Genomic DNA, 15,966 nt, shown 5'->3' on the forward strand with positions numbered 1-15,966 from the left:
ATTTCGCGCTAACGTAGCGCCCTCAAGGGGAGGGATAATCATGCCTGACGCACACGAAAAAGCACCAATCTGGTTCTGGATTCTGGCCGTTATCGGCTTGCTCTGGTTTGCCATGGGCGCGTTTGATTACAGCGCCACGCAATTGCGGCTCGACTTCTACATGTCGGCCTTCACCGAGGAACAGCTCGCCTATTTCTATGGTTTTCCGGCCTGGTATGTCGCGACCTGGGCGATATCGGTCTGGGGCGCTGTCGCCGGTGCCGTGCTTCTGCTGATGCGGAAAAAGGCGGCGTCGCTGATGTTCCTCATCAGCCTGATCAGCTTCGTCATCGGCGCCATTTACAGCTATGGCTTCACCAATGCGATGGAAATCATGGGCGGTATCGGACCGGTAATCTTCTCCGCCGTGATCTTCCTGTCCATTCTTGGCTATTTCTGGTTGGCGCGGACAGCAAGCGCAAACGGCATTCTGCGCTAGCGCGTATTTCGCAACCGGCTGAGCCCGGCAAGCAGGCCACCGATGATCGCACCCGCCAGACCGGCCTCGAGGCCGAGATAGAGCAGGGCTTCCATCGCCAGCGGTTCGGCCGGGCGCACGGCGCCGATCCCGAGAACAAGGATCGCCGCGCCGGCCAGACCCGCTGCCGCGCCGATCAGCGCGCCCTTGATGATGCCGCGCGCAAGTGTCCGCCTCGGACGTTTTGCGTCGGGTCTGTTTGGGGTGATGGACATATCAACCTCCTTCATCGCTTGTCTGGATAACGGCCACATGCCGCAACCTGTTTCGTTGACAGGCGGTACATTGACGCCCGGCGCGACCAGAGTAGGGTGCGCGCAATCGCCTCTAACCGCTTGCAGCAAGGAAAACTCCCCATGTCCGAAGTCTATGATGTCGTCATAATCGGTGGCGGACCGGGTGGTTATAATTGCGCCATTCGCGCCGGGCAGCTGGGCCTGAAAACCGCCTGCATCGAGAAGCGCGAGACGCTGGGCGGTACCTGTCTCAATGTCGGCTGCATCCCGTCCAAGGCGCTGTTGCACGCGTCGGAACTGTACGAGGCAGCTGCGAAAGATTTTAACGCATTTGGCATCAATGTTGAAGGTCTGAGCTATGATCTTCCCAAAATGATGGAAGGCAAGGCCGAGGCCGTGAAGGGCCTGACCGAAGGCGTCGCCTTCCTTCTGAAGAAGAACAAGGTCGACCATATCCGCGGCACCGGGCGTATTGCCGGGAAAGGCAAGGTCGAGGTTGACGGTCCTGACGGCAAGCAGACGCTCGAGACGAAAAACATCGTGATCGCGACAGGTTCGGAAGTGACCCCGCTGCCCGGCGTCGAGATTGACGAGGAGCGCATTGTCTCCTCCACAGGCGCACTGGAACTGAAAGAGGTTCCCGAAAAACTCGTCCTCATCGGCGCAGGGGTTATCGGCCTGGAACTGGGATCGGTCTGGCGGCGTCTGGGGTCCGAAGTGACCGTGATCGAATATCTCGACCGTATTCTCCCCGGAATGGATGCCGAGATCGCCAAACAGGCCCAGCGCATTTTCAAGAAGCAGGGCTTTACCTTCGAACTCTCGCGCAAGGTCACCGGCATCGACAAAACCGCTGACGGCCTCACCATTGCCACCGAAGCGGCAGAGGGCGGTAAGGAGAAGTCCTTCGAGGCGGATGCCGCCATCGTCTGCATCGGCCGCCGCCCTTATACGAAAGGGCTCGGGCTGGAGAGTGTCGGAATCGAGCCGGACAAGCGCGGCTTCATTGCCAATGATCAGTTCCAGACCAGCGCGGACGGGGTCTGGGTGGTGGGTGATTGCACTCATGGCCCGATGCTGGCCCACAAGGCCGAGGATGAAGGCACGGCTTGCGCCGAACGCATTGCCGGCAAGGCCGGGCATGTCAATTACGGCGCCATTCCTGGCGTCGTCTATACCAATCCGGAGATTGCCTCGGTCGGTGCGACGGAAGAGCAGCTCAAGGAAGAGGGCCGCAAATACAAGACCGGCAAATTCTCCTTCATGGCCAATTCCCGCGCCCGCGCCAATCACGAGACGGACGGCATGGTGAAGCTGCTGGCGGATGCGGAGACCGACGAATTGCTGGGCGCACACATGATCGGGAAGGGCGTTGGCGAGATGATCGCCGAGCTCTGCCTGGCGCTGGAATTCCGGGCGTCGTCGGAAGATATCGCCCGCACCTCTCACCCTCACCCGACCATGACGGAAGCCATCCGGCAGGCGGCCATGGGGGTCGAGGGCTGGACAATGCAGGCATAAAAAACGCCATTCTGACGAAAAGTTCAGAACGCGAATCAGCAAATCGTGCTATAAAGACACCTGTCAGACCGCCGTGTGCGAGGCGTTTTGGTCTGTGTTCGGACATTATGATTTTACGGCGGCCATATTTCAGGCCGCCTTGCTGTGCAGGATATCGCCCATGTTGGCTATCAATGCAGAACGACTGAAACTGGTAGCGCTTGATGCGCGCCTGGCCGGTCTGCAATCGCGGGCACCGGCGGCCTTTTTCGAGGCCCTGAATGTCATGTCCGAAGCCAGCTGGCCGCCGGATCTGATGGATCAGCCGGCCATGAATGCGTGTGAGTTGAAACTTGCAGAACATCCCGATCAGGCGGGCTGGTATTTCTGGGCCTTTATCTGGCCGGACTTTATCGGTGGCATGGATCGCCTTGTCGGTGGTGGTGGATTCAAGGGGCCGCCCGACAAGAATGGCGCGGTTGAAATCGCCTATTCCATGCTGACCTCGTTTCGCGAACAGGGTTTGGCGACCGAAGCCGTCAATGCGCTTATTAACTGGGCCTTCTCGACAGGTCAGGTCCGCGAAGTGATTGCCGAGACCCTGCCCCATCTGATTGCCTCGCAACGGGTTCTGGAAAAAACGGGCTTCGTCGAGGCCGGTACGCGCGAGGAAGATGGCGTAACGATTGTCCGTTTCGCCCTGCAACGCGAACGCGCTGCCGCCTAGCCCCCGGTCAGCCGCCGCAATTCATCCAGATAGGTAATCCAGGCCTTGCGCCCCTCCGGGGTCAGCGACAGCGTCGTGCGCGGGCGTCTCCCGACAAAGCTCTTATCGACCGCGATATAGCCCGCCTCTTCCAGCTTGCGCATATGCACTGACAGATTGCCGTCGGACGCCTCGGTTTTCTCTTTCAGCTCGGTAAAACTCGCCGTGCTTACCGAGGAGAGATAGGCCATGATTCCCAGACGCAACTTGCCGTGAATGATTTCGTCCAGTGCAGCGGCGTTAAAGTCGGACTCATTCATTGCTGGACGCGGGCTCCCTGCCCATCATCCGCATTCCCGGCACGACTGCCGCAAAAAGAATGACCGCAGCGATCAGAAGATAGAGCTCCGGCCGGCCGTAAAACGCCGGCGATAAAGCGGCCCCGGCGATCGACATCCAGGCCGGGCCGAAAAGCCACTTCTCCGACGACAGGGCAGCGGTCACCGCAAAAGCGATGGAATAGCCAAACAGCGCAATCGTCAGAATGGAATCAAACAGGACGGGTGAGGCATCGAGCGCGGTCACGGAAAACACAACGCCCGCGAAATACAGGCCGATACCAATCCCGACATATTGCCAGGCCACACGGTTCACGCGGTTCCCGATCGAGCCGATGCCGGGTTTGCCCGATAATCCACGGGCCGCAACGAAATTGGCCAACAATCCAATGACGCCATAGCTTAGCCAGACGGCGCCGACATATTGGGACTCTATCGGAACCATGCCCGCCTGAATCGCCCAGTGCGCCACACACGCGATGACGGCAAGTCCGCCCCAAATCACCAGAAATCGCCCGCCGATCAGCGGAGCCTGTTCGCCGGATTCGGCCACGCTGCGCAGATAGTTCAGATCCGGCTTGTTTGTGTCTGTCATTATTGCATCCAAAGCACTTTGAAAAACAAAGTAACAGATATGGAGCGGGATGCAAGAGGGGTGAGAAGCGGGGGCGGAAGGCGGGGAAAAGGCGGGGCCGGGCGAGTCTGAAAACGCGGCGGGCACGGCTGGAAGCCCTGCTTTTCCGGTTGGAGCCTGATAGAGAGAGGGGCAGCAGGCCCGGGGCAAGGGCAAATCAGGGCATCTCGGTCTCAGCGCCGTCTCGCACGCGGATGCGCAGCGGCATGAACCGCCGTCAGATGCGCGCCTTCAACCGCGGCATAGACCTGTGTGGTCGACAGGCTGGCATGGCCCAGCAATTCCTGAATCGTGCGCAAATCGCCGCCACCGGCTAACAAGTGGGTGGCAAAGCTGTGGCGCAAGGCATGCGGCGTGGCGCTGGCCGGCAGGCCCAATCGGGACCGCAGATTGACCACCATTTCCTGTATCGCGCGTGCGCCGAGTGCCCCACCTCGCACGGCACGAAAGGCCGGCTCGCCGGGATCCGGGCTGAACGGGCTGAGCACGACATAGGCCGCCATCGCCTCGCGGACGGCCGGCAGGACGGGCACCAGCCGCGTCTTTCGGCCCTTGCCGGTCACGCGCAAGACATCGCCAAGCGGCAAATCCGCTACCGTGATCGCCAGCGCTTCGCTGATCCGCAGCCCACAGCCATAGAGCAGGAGCAGAACCGCCGCGTCGCGGGCGGCGATCCAGTCCGGCATGTCACGCGCACCGGTTTCAACAATCATCTGCCGGGCCGCATCCGTGCTCACCGGCTTGGGCAGGCTGCGCGGGACTTTGGGCGTTTCGACGAGCCCCAGCGCGCTGCAGGAGACACCGCAGCGTTGTTCCAGATAGCGATAGAAACTGCGCACCGACGAGAGGAACCGCGCCAGCGAACGGGCGGAGACGCCATCACGCCGCCGATCGGCCAGCCAGGCACGAAAATCGGTAGCCTTGAGATCGCCGAGGTGCCGAAGAGTCAGGCGTTCGCCGCGATGGGCGAATTGAAAGTCGAGAAAGGCCGAGACATCCCGGCCATAGCTTTCCAGCGTTTTCGGGCTGTAGCGTTTTTCCCCCGCCAGATAGCCCAGCCAGTCCTTCAGCGCGTCATCGGCGGAAGGGGTCAGGTCGCGCTCAGCCATCGATCCAGCAGGCGTTCAACGGCGCGGGCCGTAAAATTGAGGATTTCCGTGCCCTGTCCGGAATGAAACTGATCGGCCTCGCTCGCCGCCAAAGCAAGCAGGCCGGTGCGGCCCGACACATCGATCCGGCACAGCGCATGGCTGCCCATGTCTGTACCATAAAGCGTGCGCGAGGTCCGCGGCGCGCAGGCACCGGTGAAATCATTTTCATCGCCCAGCAATTCGTCCGCCAGCCCGTATCCGCAGGCGTGAATCGATTCCGAGACAATCATCGGCGTTCCGCCCTCCAGAAACAGGCGGACCTTCTCGACGCCCAGCGCTGCCGGAGCTTCCCAGGCCAGCGTGTAATCCAGCGCATCCAGATCGTTACATTCCATCAGCGACAGCACAAAGGCCTGCGTCCGTGCCAGCAATGCCAGATTGCTACGGGCATGGTCGGCGATGGCGCGCTGCCGCTGCTTCAGCGTCCGTACCTCGTGCAGAAGTTTTTCGCGCACCACGAAGCCGAGATCGGCCACACCCTCAGCCGCGGATGCCCCGGCGATATGCGAGAGCAATTCGGTATCCTCACGGACCCAGTCCGGGTTTTCGATCAGCATCTGGCGCAGCATGGCGCGATCCATCGCATCGGGCGCAGCGCCCGGCTGTGTCGTAAAATCTGTCAATGTCCCACCATCCGTTTTCGGATTTGTATTGAGGCCTATCTAGCAGACAGGCCTTGGCGTTCCGTAAACGCGGGCAAAAGCATTTGCAGAAGCAGGTCGAGCGCTCACTATAGGCTCCATGAGTCGCGCGCCCACCCTCAAAGCCAAGGCGTCCATCCTGTTTCCGATGCCCCTGCCGGAACCGTTCGACTATGCGGTGCCCGACGGAATGGAGTTGCGTGTCGGCGATCATGTCCGGGCGCCTTTGGGTCAGCGTTCGTCGCGCGGCGTTGTCTGGGCGCTGTCCTCCGATGATGGCAGCCGCAATCTGAAAAGCGTCGAGAGCGTTTATGATGCGCCGCCGCTTTCCGAAGCGATGATCGAGTTCGTGAACTGGTCGGCGCGCTATCTGGTGCAATGGCCGGGCATCATTCTGCGCATGGTGTTGCGCAGTGAGGATTCCCTGCTGCCCTCGCCCACCGAGCTGCGGTTTGAGGCGGCCGCTGAACGCCCCACACGTATGACAGAGGCGCGGGAGAGGGTTCTGCGCGCCGTGCTCGAACAGGGTCCCGGGAGCGCTGCAGAACTGGCGCGGCTGGCCGGCGTGACGCCCGGTGTCGTTACCGGCCTGGCCAAGGCCGGCGGACTCACTCGGATCGAGCGCCCGGCGGACCCGCCCTTTGATCCGCCGGATCCGGACGGGCCGGGCGTGGCGCTGGTCCCGCAGCAACAGGACGCTGCGGATCAGATCAGGCGCATGATCAATGCGGGCGGGTTTCAGGCTGCCTTGCTTGATGGCGTGACCGGTTCGGGCAAGACGGAGGTCTATTTTGACGCGATTGCCCATGCCTTGAGGCAGGACAGCGACGCCCAGATCCTCGTCCTGCTGCCCGAGATCGCCCTGACCCGTGCGGTCACCGCCCGCTTCATGGAGCGTTTCCGCGCCGAGCCAGCCCTCTGGCATTCCGATCAGGGGCCGAAGGAGCGCCGCCGCATCTGGCGCGAGGTTAATGAAAATCGCGCCCGCATTGTCATCGGCGCGCGCTCGGCGCTCTTCCTGCCTTTCCAGAATCTGCGCCTCATCATTGTCGATGAGGAACATGATGCGACCTACAAACAGGGTGACGGGCTGCACTATCAGGCCCGCGATCTGGCAGTCGTGCGCGCCCGCGCCTCAAGAGCGCCGGTCATTCTGGCTTCCGCGACGCCCTCGATTGAAAGCCTCGCGAATGCGCGTGCCGGGCGCTATGCCTATATCCAGCTGCCGGACCGCATCGGAAAGGCGGTCCTGCCTGATGTCGCCACGATTGATCTGCGCGAGCACCGGCCTCAACGGGGGCTGTGGCTCTCCGACCCGCTGGTCGAGGCCATGGCCGAAACGCTCGGCCGCGGCGAGCAGGTCCTGCTCTATCTCAATCGCCGCGGCTATGCGCCGCTCGTTCTGTGCCGCGATTGCGGTCACCGGATGAAATCGCCCGAGGTCGACGCCTATCTCACCGAGCACCGTTATACCCGGCGGCTGATCTGCCATCTCACAGGCTTTTCCATGCCGCGTCCGGACAAATGCCCGGAATGCGGAGCCATCGATTCCCTGACCAGTGTCGGGCCGGGCGTCGAGCGCGTGGCCGAAGAGGCCAAGGCCCGTTTCCCGGAGGCCAAGGTCGAAATCCTCTCCTCCGACACCGCCCATTCCGCCGAAAAACTGTTGGCGCTGATCGATCGCATGGAACGCGGCGAGATTGACATTCTGGTCGGCACCCAGATCGCGGCCAAGGGTCACAACTTCCTGAATCTCACCCTGATCGGTGTGGTCGATGCCGATCTCGGCCTTGCGGGCGGCGATCCGCGCGCTGGCGAGCGCACCTACCAGACCCTGGTGCAGGTGGCCGGCCGGGCCGGCCGCGCTGATCGGCCCGGGCGGGCGCTGCTGCAGACCCATGATCCGGAGCATGACGCCATCGCCGCTCTGGTCGCCGGGGACCGTGACCGCTTCATGGAGGCCGAAACCATGGCCCGCGAAGCCCTGGGCCTGCCGCCCTATGGACGTCTGGCGGCGATCATCATTTCCGCGAAGGACCCGTCACAGGCCGATGCGGTCGCAAAGGATTGGGCCCGGAACGCACCCGATGCGGACGGCATAAAGATATGGGGCCCGGCCGAGCCGCGCTATGGCATGGTGCGCGGCTGGCACCGCCGCCGCCTGCTGGTACGCGCAGACCGCGATGTCGATCTTTCAGCCTGGCTGTGGGCGTGGAAGAAAAACATGAAACCGGTTTCATCGGTCCGCGTTACAATAGATATTGAACCCTACAGTTTTGTTTGACCGGCACAGCGATGCGCGATGATTGAAATGCTGACATCTCCGGAAGTCTGGATGGCCTTTGCCACACTGACTTTCCTCGAAATCGTTCTGGGCATTGACAATATTGTCTTCATCGCCGTCATCGCATCGCGGCTCGAGGAGAGCCGCCGTGCCCTGGCCCGCCAGATCGGCCTGGGCCTCGCCCTCATTTTCCGCATCATCATGCTGTTCACGCTGGTCTGGCTGGCGCGGCTGGAAACCGACATATTCAGCCTGTTCGGCAACGGTTATTCCTGGCGAGACATCATCCTTGTCGGCGGCGGCCTTTTCCTGCTGGTCAAGGCGACACTGGAAATCCACCATTCCATGGAGCCGGCACACGCGCCCGGCACGTCCATCGCCGTGGCGAGCTTCACCGGAGCCGTCGCCCAGATTGCCCTGATTGACGTCGTTTTCTCGCTCGATTCAATCATCACCGCCGTGGGCATGACGGACCGTATCACGATCATGATCGCAGCGGTCGTCGTGGCCATTGGCGTCATGATCATGGCCGCCGGAACAGTGGGCCGCTTTATCGAGCGTCATCCGACGACGAAAATGCTGGCTTTGTCCTTCCTCTTGCTGATCGGCGTGGCGCTGGTCGCGGACGGGCTCGGCTTCCACATTCCGCGCGGTTATATCTACTTCGCCATTGCCTTCTCGCTGATGGTCGAGGTGTTGAACATTCTCGCCCGCCGCGCCCGGCAGACCAGAGCCTAATGCGGCAATTGCCGCGCTAGCGTGAAGGCCGTCAGGTCCACCGGCAGCGGCGCATCCAGCGCCAATGCCACGGCAGCTTCGCCCGTTGCGGGCGCGAATTTGTAGCCATGCCCGGAACAGGCCGCGAGAATCACCATGCCCGCCTGTTCCGGATCCCGGTCAATGATGAAGCGCGTATCGGCGGTATTGGTAAAGCGGCAGACCTCGAACCGGTCAGGCGGCGGACATCCGGGTAATACGGTCTTCAGACAGGCTGTCAGCAACCGGCGGTCCTCGGCATCAACCTCGCTGGCACCGCGAAACTCCGGCCCGGCCTGCTGGCGGTGATGATAGAGTCCGAATTTCCATCGTCCCGGCGTTCCGGCTGGTAAAAGATAGAGGCGGCGCCCATCATCCAGAACACGCTGGAAGGGCGGCACATCACCGGGCGGACCGTCAAAATAACCGATCACCTGCCGCTCTGCACGGATAACCTCGCCCAGGGCAGGGCTGAATTCATCAGCCCACGGTCCGGCGGCATTGATCACCCGTCGCACCCGGGATTCGCCTTCCGGCGTGATGATCATGAATCCGTCCCCGTCCGGTTGCACGGATGAGACCGGTGTATTCCAGTTGAGCCGCGCACCGCTTGCACGCGCCAGCCGGGCCAGGGCGGCGTTGGCGGCATCGCTCATCAGCACGCCGCTCTCGCGAGATTTTATGACGCCGCAATTTTCCGGAAGATGAAGCGCCGGCCAGCAGTCATTGGCGGTCCTGGAATCCATGAAGATATGGGGGCGGCTGTAGGTGTCGGCGCAGGCGCGGGATTCATTGAGCAATGCATGACCGTCCGGCGCGATATCCAGGCCGCCTGTCTGGTGGAACAGCCGCTCTCCGGCCTCGGCTTCGAGTCTGGTCCATAACGCGTAGCTTTGCTCCAGCAGGGGCATATAGACGCGCCCTTCGCTGTAGATTCGCCGGATCATCCGGGTTTCGCCATGGCTGGAGCCATGACTGTGGCCCGGTCCGAAAGCATCGAACGCAATGACAGAGGCCCCCGCGCGGACGCCCGCCCACGCACTGGCAAGCCCCATGGCTCCCAGGCCGATCACCCCGATATCGTGCATGCCACTCTCCCCGTCGTGCATGCCAGACGCCCCGGTCGCACTTTCCGCCTTTTTGCCTTTCAATCAAGCCATGCCGATAATGACGCAAGCGGGTTGCCGCTGATAAGCCCCTATGCTAAGCGGGCGCGCAACTGGAGAAGCGCGCGTCTTGACGGCGAAAGCGTGCTCCAAATTTCGCAATTATCTCAAGTGTTTGGTGGTTGACCCAATCGACTCGCCAGCACAATCGGCAAAGGCAGGCAACAGAACGATCCGATGAGTGGCGATCACGCGACAATCACCGGCGCAGCCGGACGGTATGCCAGCGCCCTGTTCGAGCTGGCTTCGGACTCCGGCCTGGCGGACAAGATCGAGGCGGATATGGCCGCGCTATCGGCCATTCTGAGTGACAGCGCCGAATTGTCATCGGCCCTGAAAAGCCCGATGGTCGATGCCGGTGCAAAGGCCGGTATCATTGCCGCCCTGTCGGACAAGGCCGGCTTCCAGACAATGACGAAAAACGCGCTGATGGTCGCCGCCGACAATGGCCGCGCCGGGGCATTTTCCGATATCGCATCTGCCTATGCACATCTCGCCGCGCAGGCGCGTGGTGTGGCATCGGCTGACGTTACGACAGCATCGAAGCTGTCAGCCAAGGAAATCGACGCTCTGAAAGCGTCCTTGAAACACGCCCTCGGGCGTGAAGTTGACGTCCGGGCTCATGAGAATCCGGATATTCTCGGCGGACTGATCGTACAGGTCGGTTCGCGCATGTATGATTCCTCACTTCGGACCAAGCTCGACGGGCTCCGGACAGCGATGAAAGAGGCTTAGTGACGCCATGGACATCCGTGCTGCGGAAATTTCCGCAATCCTGAAAGACCAGATCAAGAATTACGGCGCCGACGCGAAAGTCTCGGATGTGGGCCAGATCCTGTCCGTTGGTGACGGCATCGCCCGCGTCTACGGCCTCGACGAGGTCCGGGCCGGTGAGCTCGTGGAATTCCCGGGCGGGGTCAAGGGCATGGCCCTGAACCTGGAGCGCGACAATGTCGGTTGCGTGATCTTCGGTGAAGACCGCGGCCTGAAAGAAGGCGACACGGTGAAACGCCTCGGCTCCATCGTCGACACCGGCGTTGGCAAGGGCTATCTCGGCCGTGTCGTTGACGCGCTGGGCGAGCCGATTGACGGCAAGGGTCCGATCGATGCCACCGAGCGCCGCCGTGTGGACGTCAAGGCACCGGGCATTATCCCGCGCAAATCCGTGCACGAGCCGATGGCGACCGGTATCAAGTCTGTGGATGCGATGATCCCGATCGGCCGTGGCCAGCGCGAGCTGATCATTGGCGACCGCCAGACCGGCAAGACCGCGATCGCAATCGATGCCATCCTGAACCAGAAACAGATCAATGAAAGCGATGACGAGAGCCAGAAGCTCTACTGCGTCTATGTCGCCATTGGTCAGAAGCGCTCCACCGTTGCCCAGATCGTGAAAACGCTCGAGGAAAACGGCGCGATGGAATACACCACTGTCGTCGCCGCGACCGCGTCCGATCCGGCACCGATGCAGTTCCTGGCACCGTTCACCGCCTGCACGATCGGTGAATATTTCCGCGATAACGGCATGCACGCCCTTATCGTTTATGATGACCTGTCCAAGCAGGCGGTTGCCTATCGCCAGATGTCCCTGTTGCTGCGCCGTCCGCCGGGCCGCGAAGCCTATCCGGGTGACGTCTTCTATCTGCACTCCCGCCTGCTGGAGCGTGCGGCCAAGATGAATGACGAGATGGGCGCCGGTTCGCTGACGGCCCTGCCGGTCATCGAAACCCAGGCCAATGACGTGTCGGCCTATATTCCGACCAATGTGATCTCGATCACTGACGGCCAGATCTTCCTTGAAACCGACCTCTTCTTCCAGGGCATCCGCCCGGCGGTGAATGTCGGCCTGTCCGTGTCCCGCGTGGGCTCTGCTGCCCAGACCAAGGCCATGAAGCAGGTGGCCGGCAAGATGAAGGGCGAGCTTGCCCAGTATCGTGAAATGGCGGCCTTTGCGCAGTTCGGTTCCGATCTGGACGCGGCAACACAGCGCCTCCTGAACCGGGGTCAGCGCCTGACCGAGCTTCTGAAGCAGCCGCAATTCTCGCCGCTGTCGATGGAAGAGCAGGTCTGCGTGATTTTCGCCGGTACGCGCGGTTATCTGGACAAGGTGCCGGTGGGCAGTGTCCGCCAGTTCGAGGCCGAATTCCTGCGGCATCTTCATGCCGATCACGCTGCGCTTCTGGCCGCCATCCGCGACGAGAAGAAGCTGAGCGATGACAGTGAAAGCAAACTGACCTCCGTGGTCGAGGCCTTCACCAAGAATTTCGCTTAAGGGCAGGGTTTAGGAGAGCCGCATGGCTTCGCTTAAAGAGCTTCGCAATCGCATCTCCAGCGTGAAGTCCACGCAGAAGATCACCAAGGCGATGCAGATGGTGGCCGCGGCCAAGCTGCGCCGGGCGCAGGATGCCGCCGAAGCCGCTGGCCCCTATGCCGAGCGCATGGCATCGGTGATGGCGAATCTGTCGACCTCCATGAAGGATTCTCCGGGTGCCCCGCCGCTGCTGGTGGGGACCGGCAAGTCGGACACCTATCTCCTTCTGGTGATGACGGCGGATCGCGGCCTGTGTGGCGGCTTCAACACCAATATCGTCCGCAAGTCCCGCGAGCGCATTACCGCGCTGCAGGCCGAAGGCAAGACGGTGAAGATCATCACGGTCGGCAAGAAGGGCGCGGACCAGCTGAAGCGCCTCTACAATGATCTGATCGTCAAACGCTATGATCTCGGTGGCGGCAAGAATGTCGGCCGCGATGCGGCCTCCGAATTCGGCCTCATGGTCCGCGAGATGTTCAATGCCGGCGAATTCGATGTCTGCGAGCTGATCGCCTCGGAATTTGTCTCTGTCATCTCGCAAAAGCCCCGCGTCCAGACGCTGATCCCGGCGGCGGACGCGATTGATGACAGTGTTGCACGCCCCGACCTGCAGGGCGCCGTCTATGAATACGAGCCCGATGAGGAGGAAATCCTCAACGTGCTGCTTCCGCGCTATGTCGACACGGTCATCCTGTCGGCCCTGCTGGAAAACTCCGCAGGCGAAATGGGGGCCCGTATGGCCGCGATGGACAATGCCACGCGCAATGCCGGCGACCTGATCGACAAACTCAACCTCGTTTATAACCGTACACGCCAGGCCAAGATCACGACGGAGCTGACCGAAATCATCTCCGGCGCCGAGGCCTTGTAAGAAATACGTCCGCAAAAGGAATTATGCAGATGGCACAGCTCAAGGGACGCGTCGTACAGATCACCGGCGCCGTTGTTGACGTCGAATTTGAAGGCGGCCTGCCGGATATTCTGAACGCCGTTGAAACCAAGAATGGCGATCAGAAGCTGGTTCTGGAAGTCGCACAGCATCTGGGCGAAAACACCGTCCGGACCATCGCCATGGACGCCACCGAAGGCCTGCAGCGTGGCGCCGTCGTCACTGACACCGGTCAGCCGATCACGGTTCCCGTCGGCCCGGGCGTTCTGGGTCGCATTCTTAACGTGACCGGCGACCCGATCGACGAGGCTGGCGAAGTTTCCTACGAACAGCGCGCCCCGATCCACCGCTCCGCTCCGGCGTTTGACGAGCAGGCGACGGAAGCCGAAATCCTGCCGACCGGTATCAAGGTCATCGACCTGCTCTGCCCCTATGCGAAGGGTGGCAAGATCGGCCTGTTCGGCGGTGCCGGCGTGGGCAAGACGGTGTTGATTCAGGAACTGATCAATAACATCGCCAAGCTGTTCGGCGGTTACTCGGTCTTCGCCGGCGTCGGCGAACGCACCCGCGAAGGCAACGACCTGTACTGGGAAATGATCGAATCCGGCGTCAACAAGGATCCGTCCAAGGGCTCCGTTGAAGGGTCGCGCTGCGCCCTCGTCTTCGGCCAGATGAACGAGCCGCCGGGCGCCCGCGCCCGCGTCGCCCTGGCCGGCCTCGCCCAGGCGGAATATTTCCGCGATGAGGAAGGCAAGGACGTGCTCTTCTTCGTTGATAATATCTTCCGCTTCACCCAGGCCGGCTCCGAAGTGTCCGCCCTGCTCGGCCGCATCCCGTCCGCTGTGGGCTATCAGCCGACACTGGCCACTGACATGGGTGCGCTGCAGGAACGCATTACGTCAACCAAGAAGGGGTCGATCACCTCGGTGCAGGCCGTTTACGTGCCCGCAGACGACCTGACCGACCCGGCCCCGGCCACCACCTTCTCGCACCTCGACGCGACGACGGTTCTGAACCGCGCGATCTCGGAAAAGGGCATTTATCCGGCTGTCGACCCGCTCGATTCGACCTCGCGCATCCTCGATCCGCGCATTGTGGGCGAAGAGCACTATGAGACCGCCCGCAGCGTTCAGGAAATTCTCCAGCGCTACAAGGCGCTGCAGGACATCATCGCCATTCTCGGCATGGACGAGCTGTCGGAAGAGGACAAGCTGACCGTGGCCCGTGCCCGGAAAGTGGAACGCTTCCTGTCACAGCCCTTCGACGTCGCCGAAGTCTTCACCGGCTTCCCGGGCATCCAGGTGCCGGTCGCCGACACCGTGAAGGCCTTCAAGGCGATTGTGGCCGGTGAATATGATCATCTGCCGGAACCGGCTTTCTACATGGTCGGCACCATCGAGGATGCCGTGAAGAAGGCCGAAGCCCTGGCTGCTGAAGCCGCTTAAGCTCGGCTTTCATCGAATATGGACAAGGCCGGTCATCGCGACCGGCCTTTTCTTTTTTGCGCTGACCCGCCAAACTCCTCGCCAAACCGGGGGGGCCTTTATGAAATTCATCGTCGCTGCCATAAGCCTGCTATACGTCGCGGCGTCACCGCCGCCACCTCCGCCACCTGCGCCCGATGTGGCCCAGGGCGCGTTTGACGGGTTTGACGGCCCCACGCTCTGGCGGGCATGGCAGCGCGCGACCTATGATGCCGCAGCCAATGGCGCGCTGGAGCGCTTTGAAGCCCACAATATCGATCAGCCAGGCGCGGCAATCGAAACCGAAGGTCCGCGCGGCCAACGCGGATCGCCATTCTACTGGACGGAAGTTTTCCGCTTTGCTTTCAACGAAGTCTGCGAGAATGCTGATTGCCAATGGCGCTATCATCAGGTCAGCATTGAAGGCGAAACAACAGATTTTGATGCCATAGCTGAACGTCTTTTTGATGGAGCCGCAGCTGCCGACTATCTCCGCTCGAACGGGCTGGAGCCCGGTCAGGCCATAACCGGGGAAAACCGCGCCTTCGGCCGGCAAGCCGAACTGAATGACGCGGTGGCCGATCGCATTGGTTTCGTGACCTATCTGGAAAGCGATTGCGCCGCTGTCGGGCAATGGCAGCAACGTTATGAAGGTCAGATTCCTTCACGTGTTGTGACACCGGAGGGCGAAATACCGCCGCAGCCTCTTCCACCCTTGCCGTTCAATATTGCCATGCAGCTCGATATGCCCGGTTGGGCTGTGGGATCCGATGAGCCCTGGGTCCGACTCGAGGACAGCCGCGACCGCGCCCTTCTGGATTTGCTGGGAGCATTGCCACCAAGCTGCTGAGGACGGCGTCGCCACCGAGTGACATCGCCTCTCCACAAGCGCGAAAAGGCCTGCTAGAAGCCACCGCGAAAGACGAGGATTCTCTGCCATGGCTGACAAACTTCATTTCGATCTTGTTTCGCCCGAACGCCGCCTGTTCCAGGGCGATGTCGATATGGTCGTTGTGCCGGGTGAAGACGGCGATTTCGGTGTCCTGCCGGGACATGCGCCCGTGATGAGTGCCATCCGCTCCGGGGCCATTTCCGTGCATGACGGCGATGATGTCCGCCGCACGTTCATCCATGGCGGTTTTGCCGAAGTCACACCGGACGGTCTGACCGTGCTCGCCGAGGAGGCCATTGATCTGTCCTCTGTTGACCGCGAACAACTGGCAAAAGACCTGACCGAAGCGAAGGAAGATATCGGCCTCGCGCGCGATGATCACGAACGCCATATCGCCGAAGCCAAACTTGCCAAGTTCGAGGCGCTGACCGAAGCGCTGAACGGCTGACCGGTTTTCTCGACAGTCTCGGCCTCACCGACTT

General features: G+C 61.6%; 17 protein-coding genes. 11 read left to right on the top strand and 6 right to left on the bottom strand.

Translation table 11 applies throughout. The annotated features are described in order from the left end of the window. Window positions 1–40 precede the first annotated feature (40 nt). Window positions 41–478 (top strand): hypothetical protein, encoded by a 438-nt coding sequence (locus tag DBR16_RS00370; protein WP_109259264.1) that lies wholly within the window; start codon window positions 41–43, stop codon window positions 476–478. On the opposite strand, the gene DBR16_RS00375 is transcribed toward DBR16_RS00370, so the two are convergent. Continuing rightward, a complete protein-coding gene (locus DBR16_RS00375; protein WP_125184466.1) occupies window positions 475–732 on the bottom strand; it encodes a hypothetical protein in 258 nt (85 codons plus the stop codon). The two genes, DBR16_RS00370 and DBR16_RS00375, sit on opposite strands and share 4 nt — an antisense overlap. A 141-nt stretch (window positions 733–873) precedes the next feature. On the opposite strand from DBR16_RS00375, the gene lpdA reads away from it, so the two are divergent. Then, window positions 874–2,274, top strand: coding sequence for a dihydrolipoyl dehydrogenase (gene lpdA, locus DBR16_RS00380; RefSeq protein ID WP_109259266.1), 1,401 nt, complete (start codon window positions 874–876; stop codon window positions 2,272–2,274). 160 nt (window positions 2,275–2,434) lie between these two features. Further along, a complete protein-coding gene (locus tag DBR16_RS00385; protein WP_109259267.1) occupies window positions 2,435–2,980 on the top strand; it encodes a GNAT family N-acetyltransferase in 546 nt (181 codons plus the stop codon). Here DBR16_RS00385 and DBR16_RS00390 read toward each other — a convergent pair. The 4 genes from DBR16_RS00390 to DBR16_RS00405 all read right to left on the bottom strand — a co-directional run bounded on the left by DBR16_RS00390 (window position 2,977) and on the right by DBR16_RS00405 (window position 5,705). Next, window positions 2,977–3,279, bottom strand: coding sequence for a winged helix-turn-helix domain-containing protein (locus tag DBR16_RS00390; protein ID WP_109259268.1), 303 nt, complete (start codon window positions 3,277–3,279; stop codon window positions 2,977–2,979). The two genes, DBR16_RS00385 and DBR16_RS00390, sit on opposite strands and share 4 nt — an antisense overlap. Then, the gene (locus tag DBR16_RS00395) at window positions 3,272–3,892 is read right to left on the bottom strand and encodes a hypothetical protein (RefSeq protein WP_109259269.1); all 621 of its coding nucleotides are present in this window, start codon (window positions 3,890–3,892) and stop codon (window positions 3,272–3,274) included. The genes DBR16_RS00390 and DBR16_RS00395 overlap by 8 nt, the downstream gene beginning before the upstream one ends. 212 nt (window positions 3,893–4,104) lie before the next feature. Beyond that, window positions 4,105–5,040 carry a tyrosine recombinase XerC gene (locus DBR16_RS00400; protein WP_109259270.1) on the bottom strand — a complete coding sequence of 312 codons (936 nt, stop codon included), beginning with the start codon at window positions 5,038–5,040 and terminating at the stop codon, window positions 4,105–4,107. Beyond that, window positions 5,022–5,705: a DUF484 family protein gene (locus DBR16_RS00405; RefSeq protein ID WP_109259271.1), complete on the bottom strand. Its 684-nt coding sequence runs from the start codon at window positions 5,703–5,705 to the stop codon at window positions 5,022–5,024. Before DBR16_RS00405 ends, DBR16_RS00400 begins: the two co-directional genes overlap by 19 nt. A gap of 118 nt (window positions 5,706–5,823) precedes the next feature. Here DBR16_RS00405 and DBR16_RS00410 point away from each other — a divergent pair, with 118 nt between their 5' ends. Together DBR16_RS00410 and DBR16_RS00415 are read left to right on the top strand one after the other, a co-directional pair. Next, window positions 5,824–8,007: a primosomal protein N' gene (locus DBR16_RS00410; RefSeq protein WP_109259272.1), complete on the top strand. Its 2,184-nt coding sequence runs from the start codon at window positions 5,824–5,826 to the stop codon at window positions 8,005–8,007. A gap of 18 nt (window positions 8,008–8,025) precedes the next feature. Then, on the top strand, window positions 8,026–8,745 hold the full coding sequence (locus DBR16_RS00415; protein ID WP_109259273.1) for a TerC family protein: 720 nt from the start codon (window positions 8,026–8,028) through the stop codon (window positions 8,743–8,745). On the opposite strand, the gene solA is transcribed toward DBR16_RS00415, so the two are convergent. Next, complete coding sequence (gene solA, locus DBR16_RS00420) at window positions 8,742–9,851, bottom strand: N-methyl-L-tryptophan oxidase (protein ID WP_161539337.1); 1,110 nt, start codon at window positions 9,849–9,851, stop codon at window positions 8,742–8,744. The genes DBR16_RS00415 and solA overlap by 4 nt on opposite strands. A gap of 255 nt (window positions 9,852–10,106) precedes the next feature. Between solA and DBR16_RS00425 the strand changes: the two genes are divergently transcribed. The 6 genes from DBR16_RS00425 to DBR16_RS00450 all read left to right on the top strand — a co-directional run bounded on the left by DBR16_RS00425 (window position 10,107) and on the right by DBR16_RS00450 (window position 15,932). Continuing rightward, window positions 10,107–10,664, top strand: coding sequence for a F0F1 ATP synthase subunit delta (locus tag DBR16_RS00425; protein ID WP_109259275.1), 558 nt, complete (start codon window positions 10,107–10,109; stop codon window positions 10,662–10,664). Between the two features lie 7 nt (window positions 10,665–10,671). Then, window positions 10,672–12,201, top strand: coding sequence for a F0F1 ATP synthase subunit alpha (atpA, locus tag DBR16_RS00430; RefSeq protein ID WP_109259276.1), 1,530 nt, complete (start codon window positions 10,672–10,674; stop codon window positions 12,199–12,201). 22 nt (window positions 12,202–12,223) lie between these two features. Next, window positions 12,224–13,111, top strand: a complete 888-nt coding sequence (locus tag DBR16_RS00435) for a F0F1 ATP synthase subunit gamma (RefSeq protein ID WP_109259277.1) — start codon at window positions 12,224–12,226, stop codon at window positions 13,109–13,111. Between the two features lie 29 nt (window positions 13,112–13,140). Next, window positions 13,141–14,574, top strand: coding sequence for a F0F1 ATP synthase subunit beta (gene atpD, locus DBR16_RS00440; RefSeq protein ID WP_109259988.1), 1,434 nt, complete (start codon window positions 13,141–13,143; stop codon window positions 14,572–14,574). A 100-nt stretch (window positions 14,575–14,674) separates the two neighbouring features. Next, entirely contained in the window at window positions 14,675–15,442 is a 768-nt protein-coding gene (locus DBR16_RS00445; protein ID WP_109259278.1) for a hypothetical protein, read from the top strand. 88 nt (window positions 15,443–15,530) lie between these two features. Beyond that, window positions 15,531–15,932 (top strand): F0F1 ATP synthase subunit epsilon, encoded by a 402-nt coding sequence (locus tag DBR16_RS00450; protein ID WP_109259279.1) that lies wholly within the window; start codon window positions 15,531–15,533, stop codon window positions 15,930–15,932. The last annotated feature ends 34 nt before the right edge of the window (window positions 15,933–15,966 follow it).

The sequence above is a fragment of the Hyphobacterium indicum genome, assembly GCF_003129605.1.
Taxonomy (GTDB): Bacteria; Pseudomonadota; Alphaproteobacteria; order Caulobacterales; family Maricaulaceae; genus Hyphobacterium; species Hyphobacterium indicum.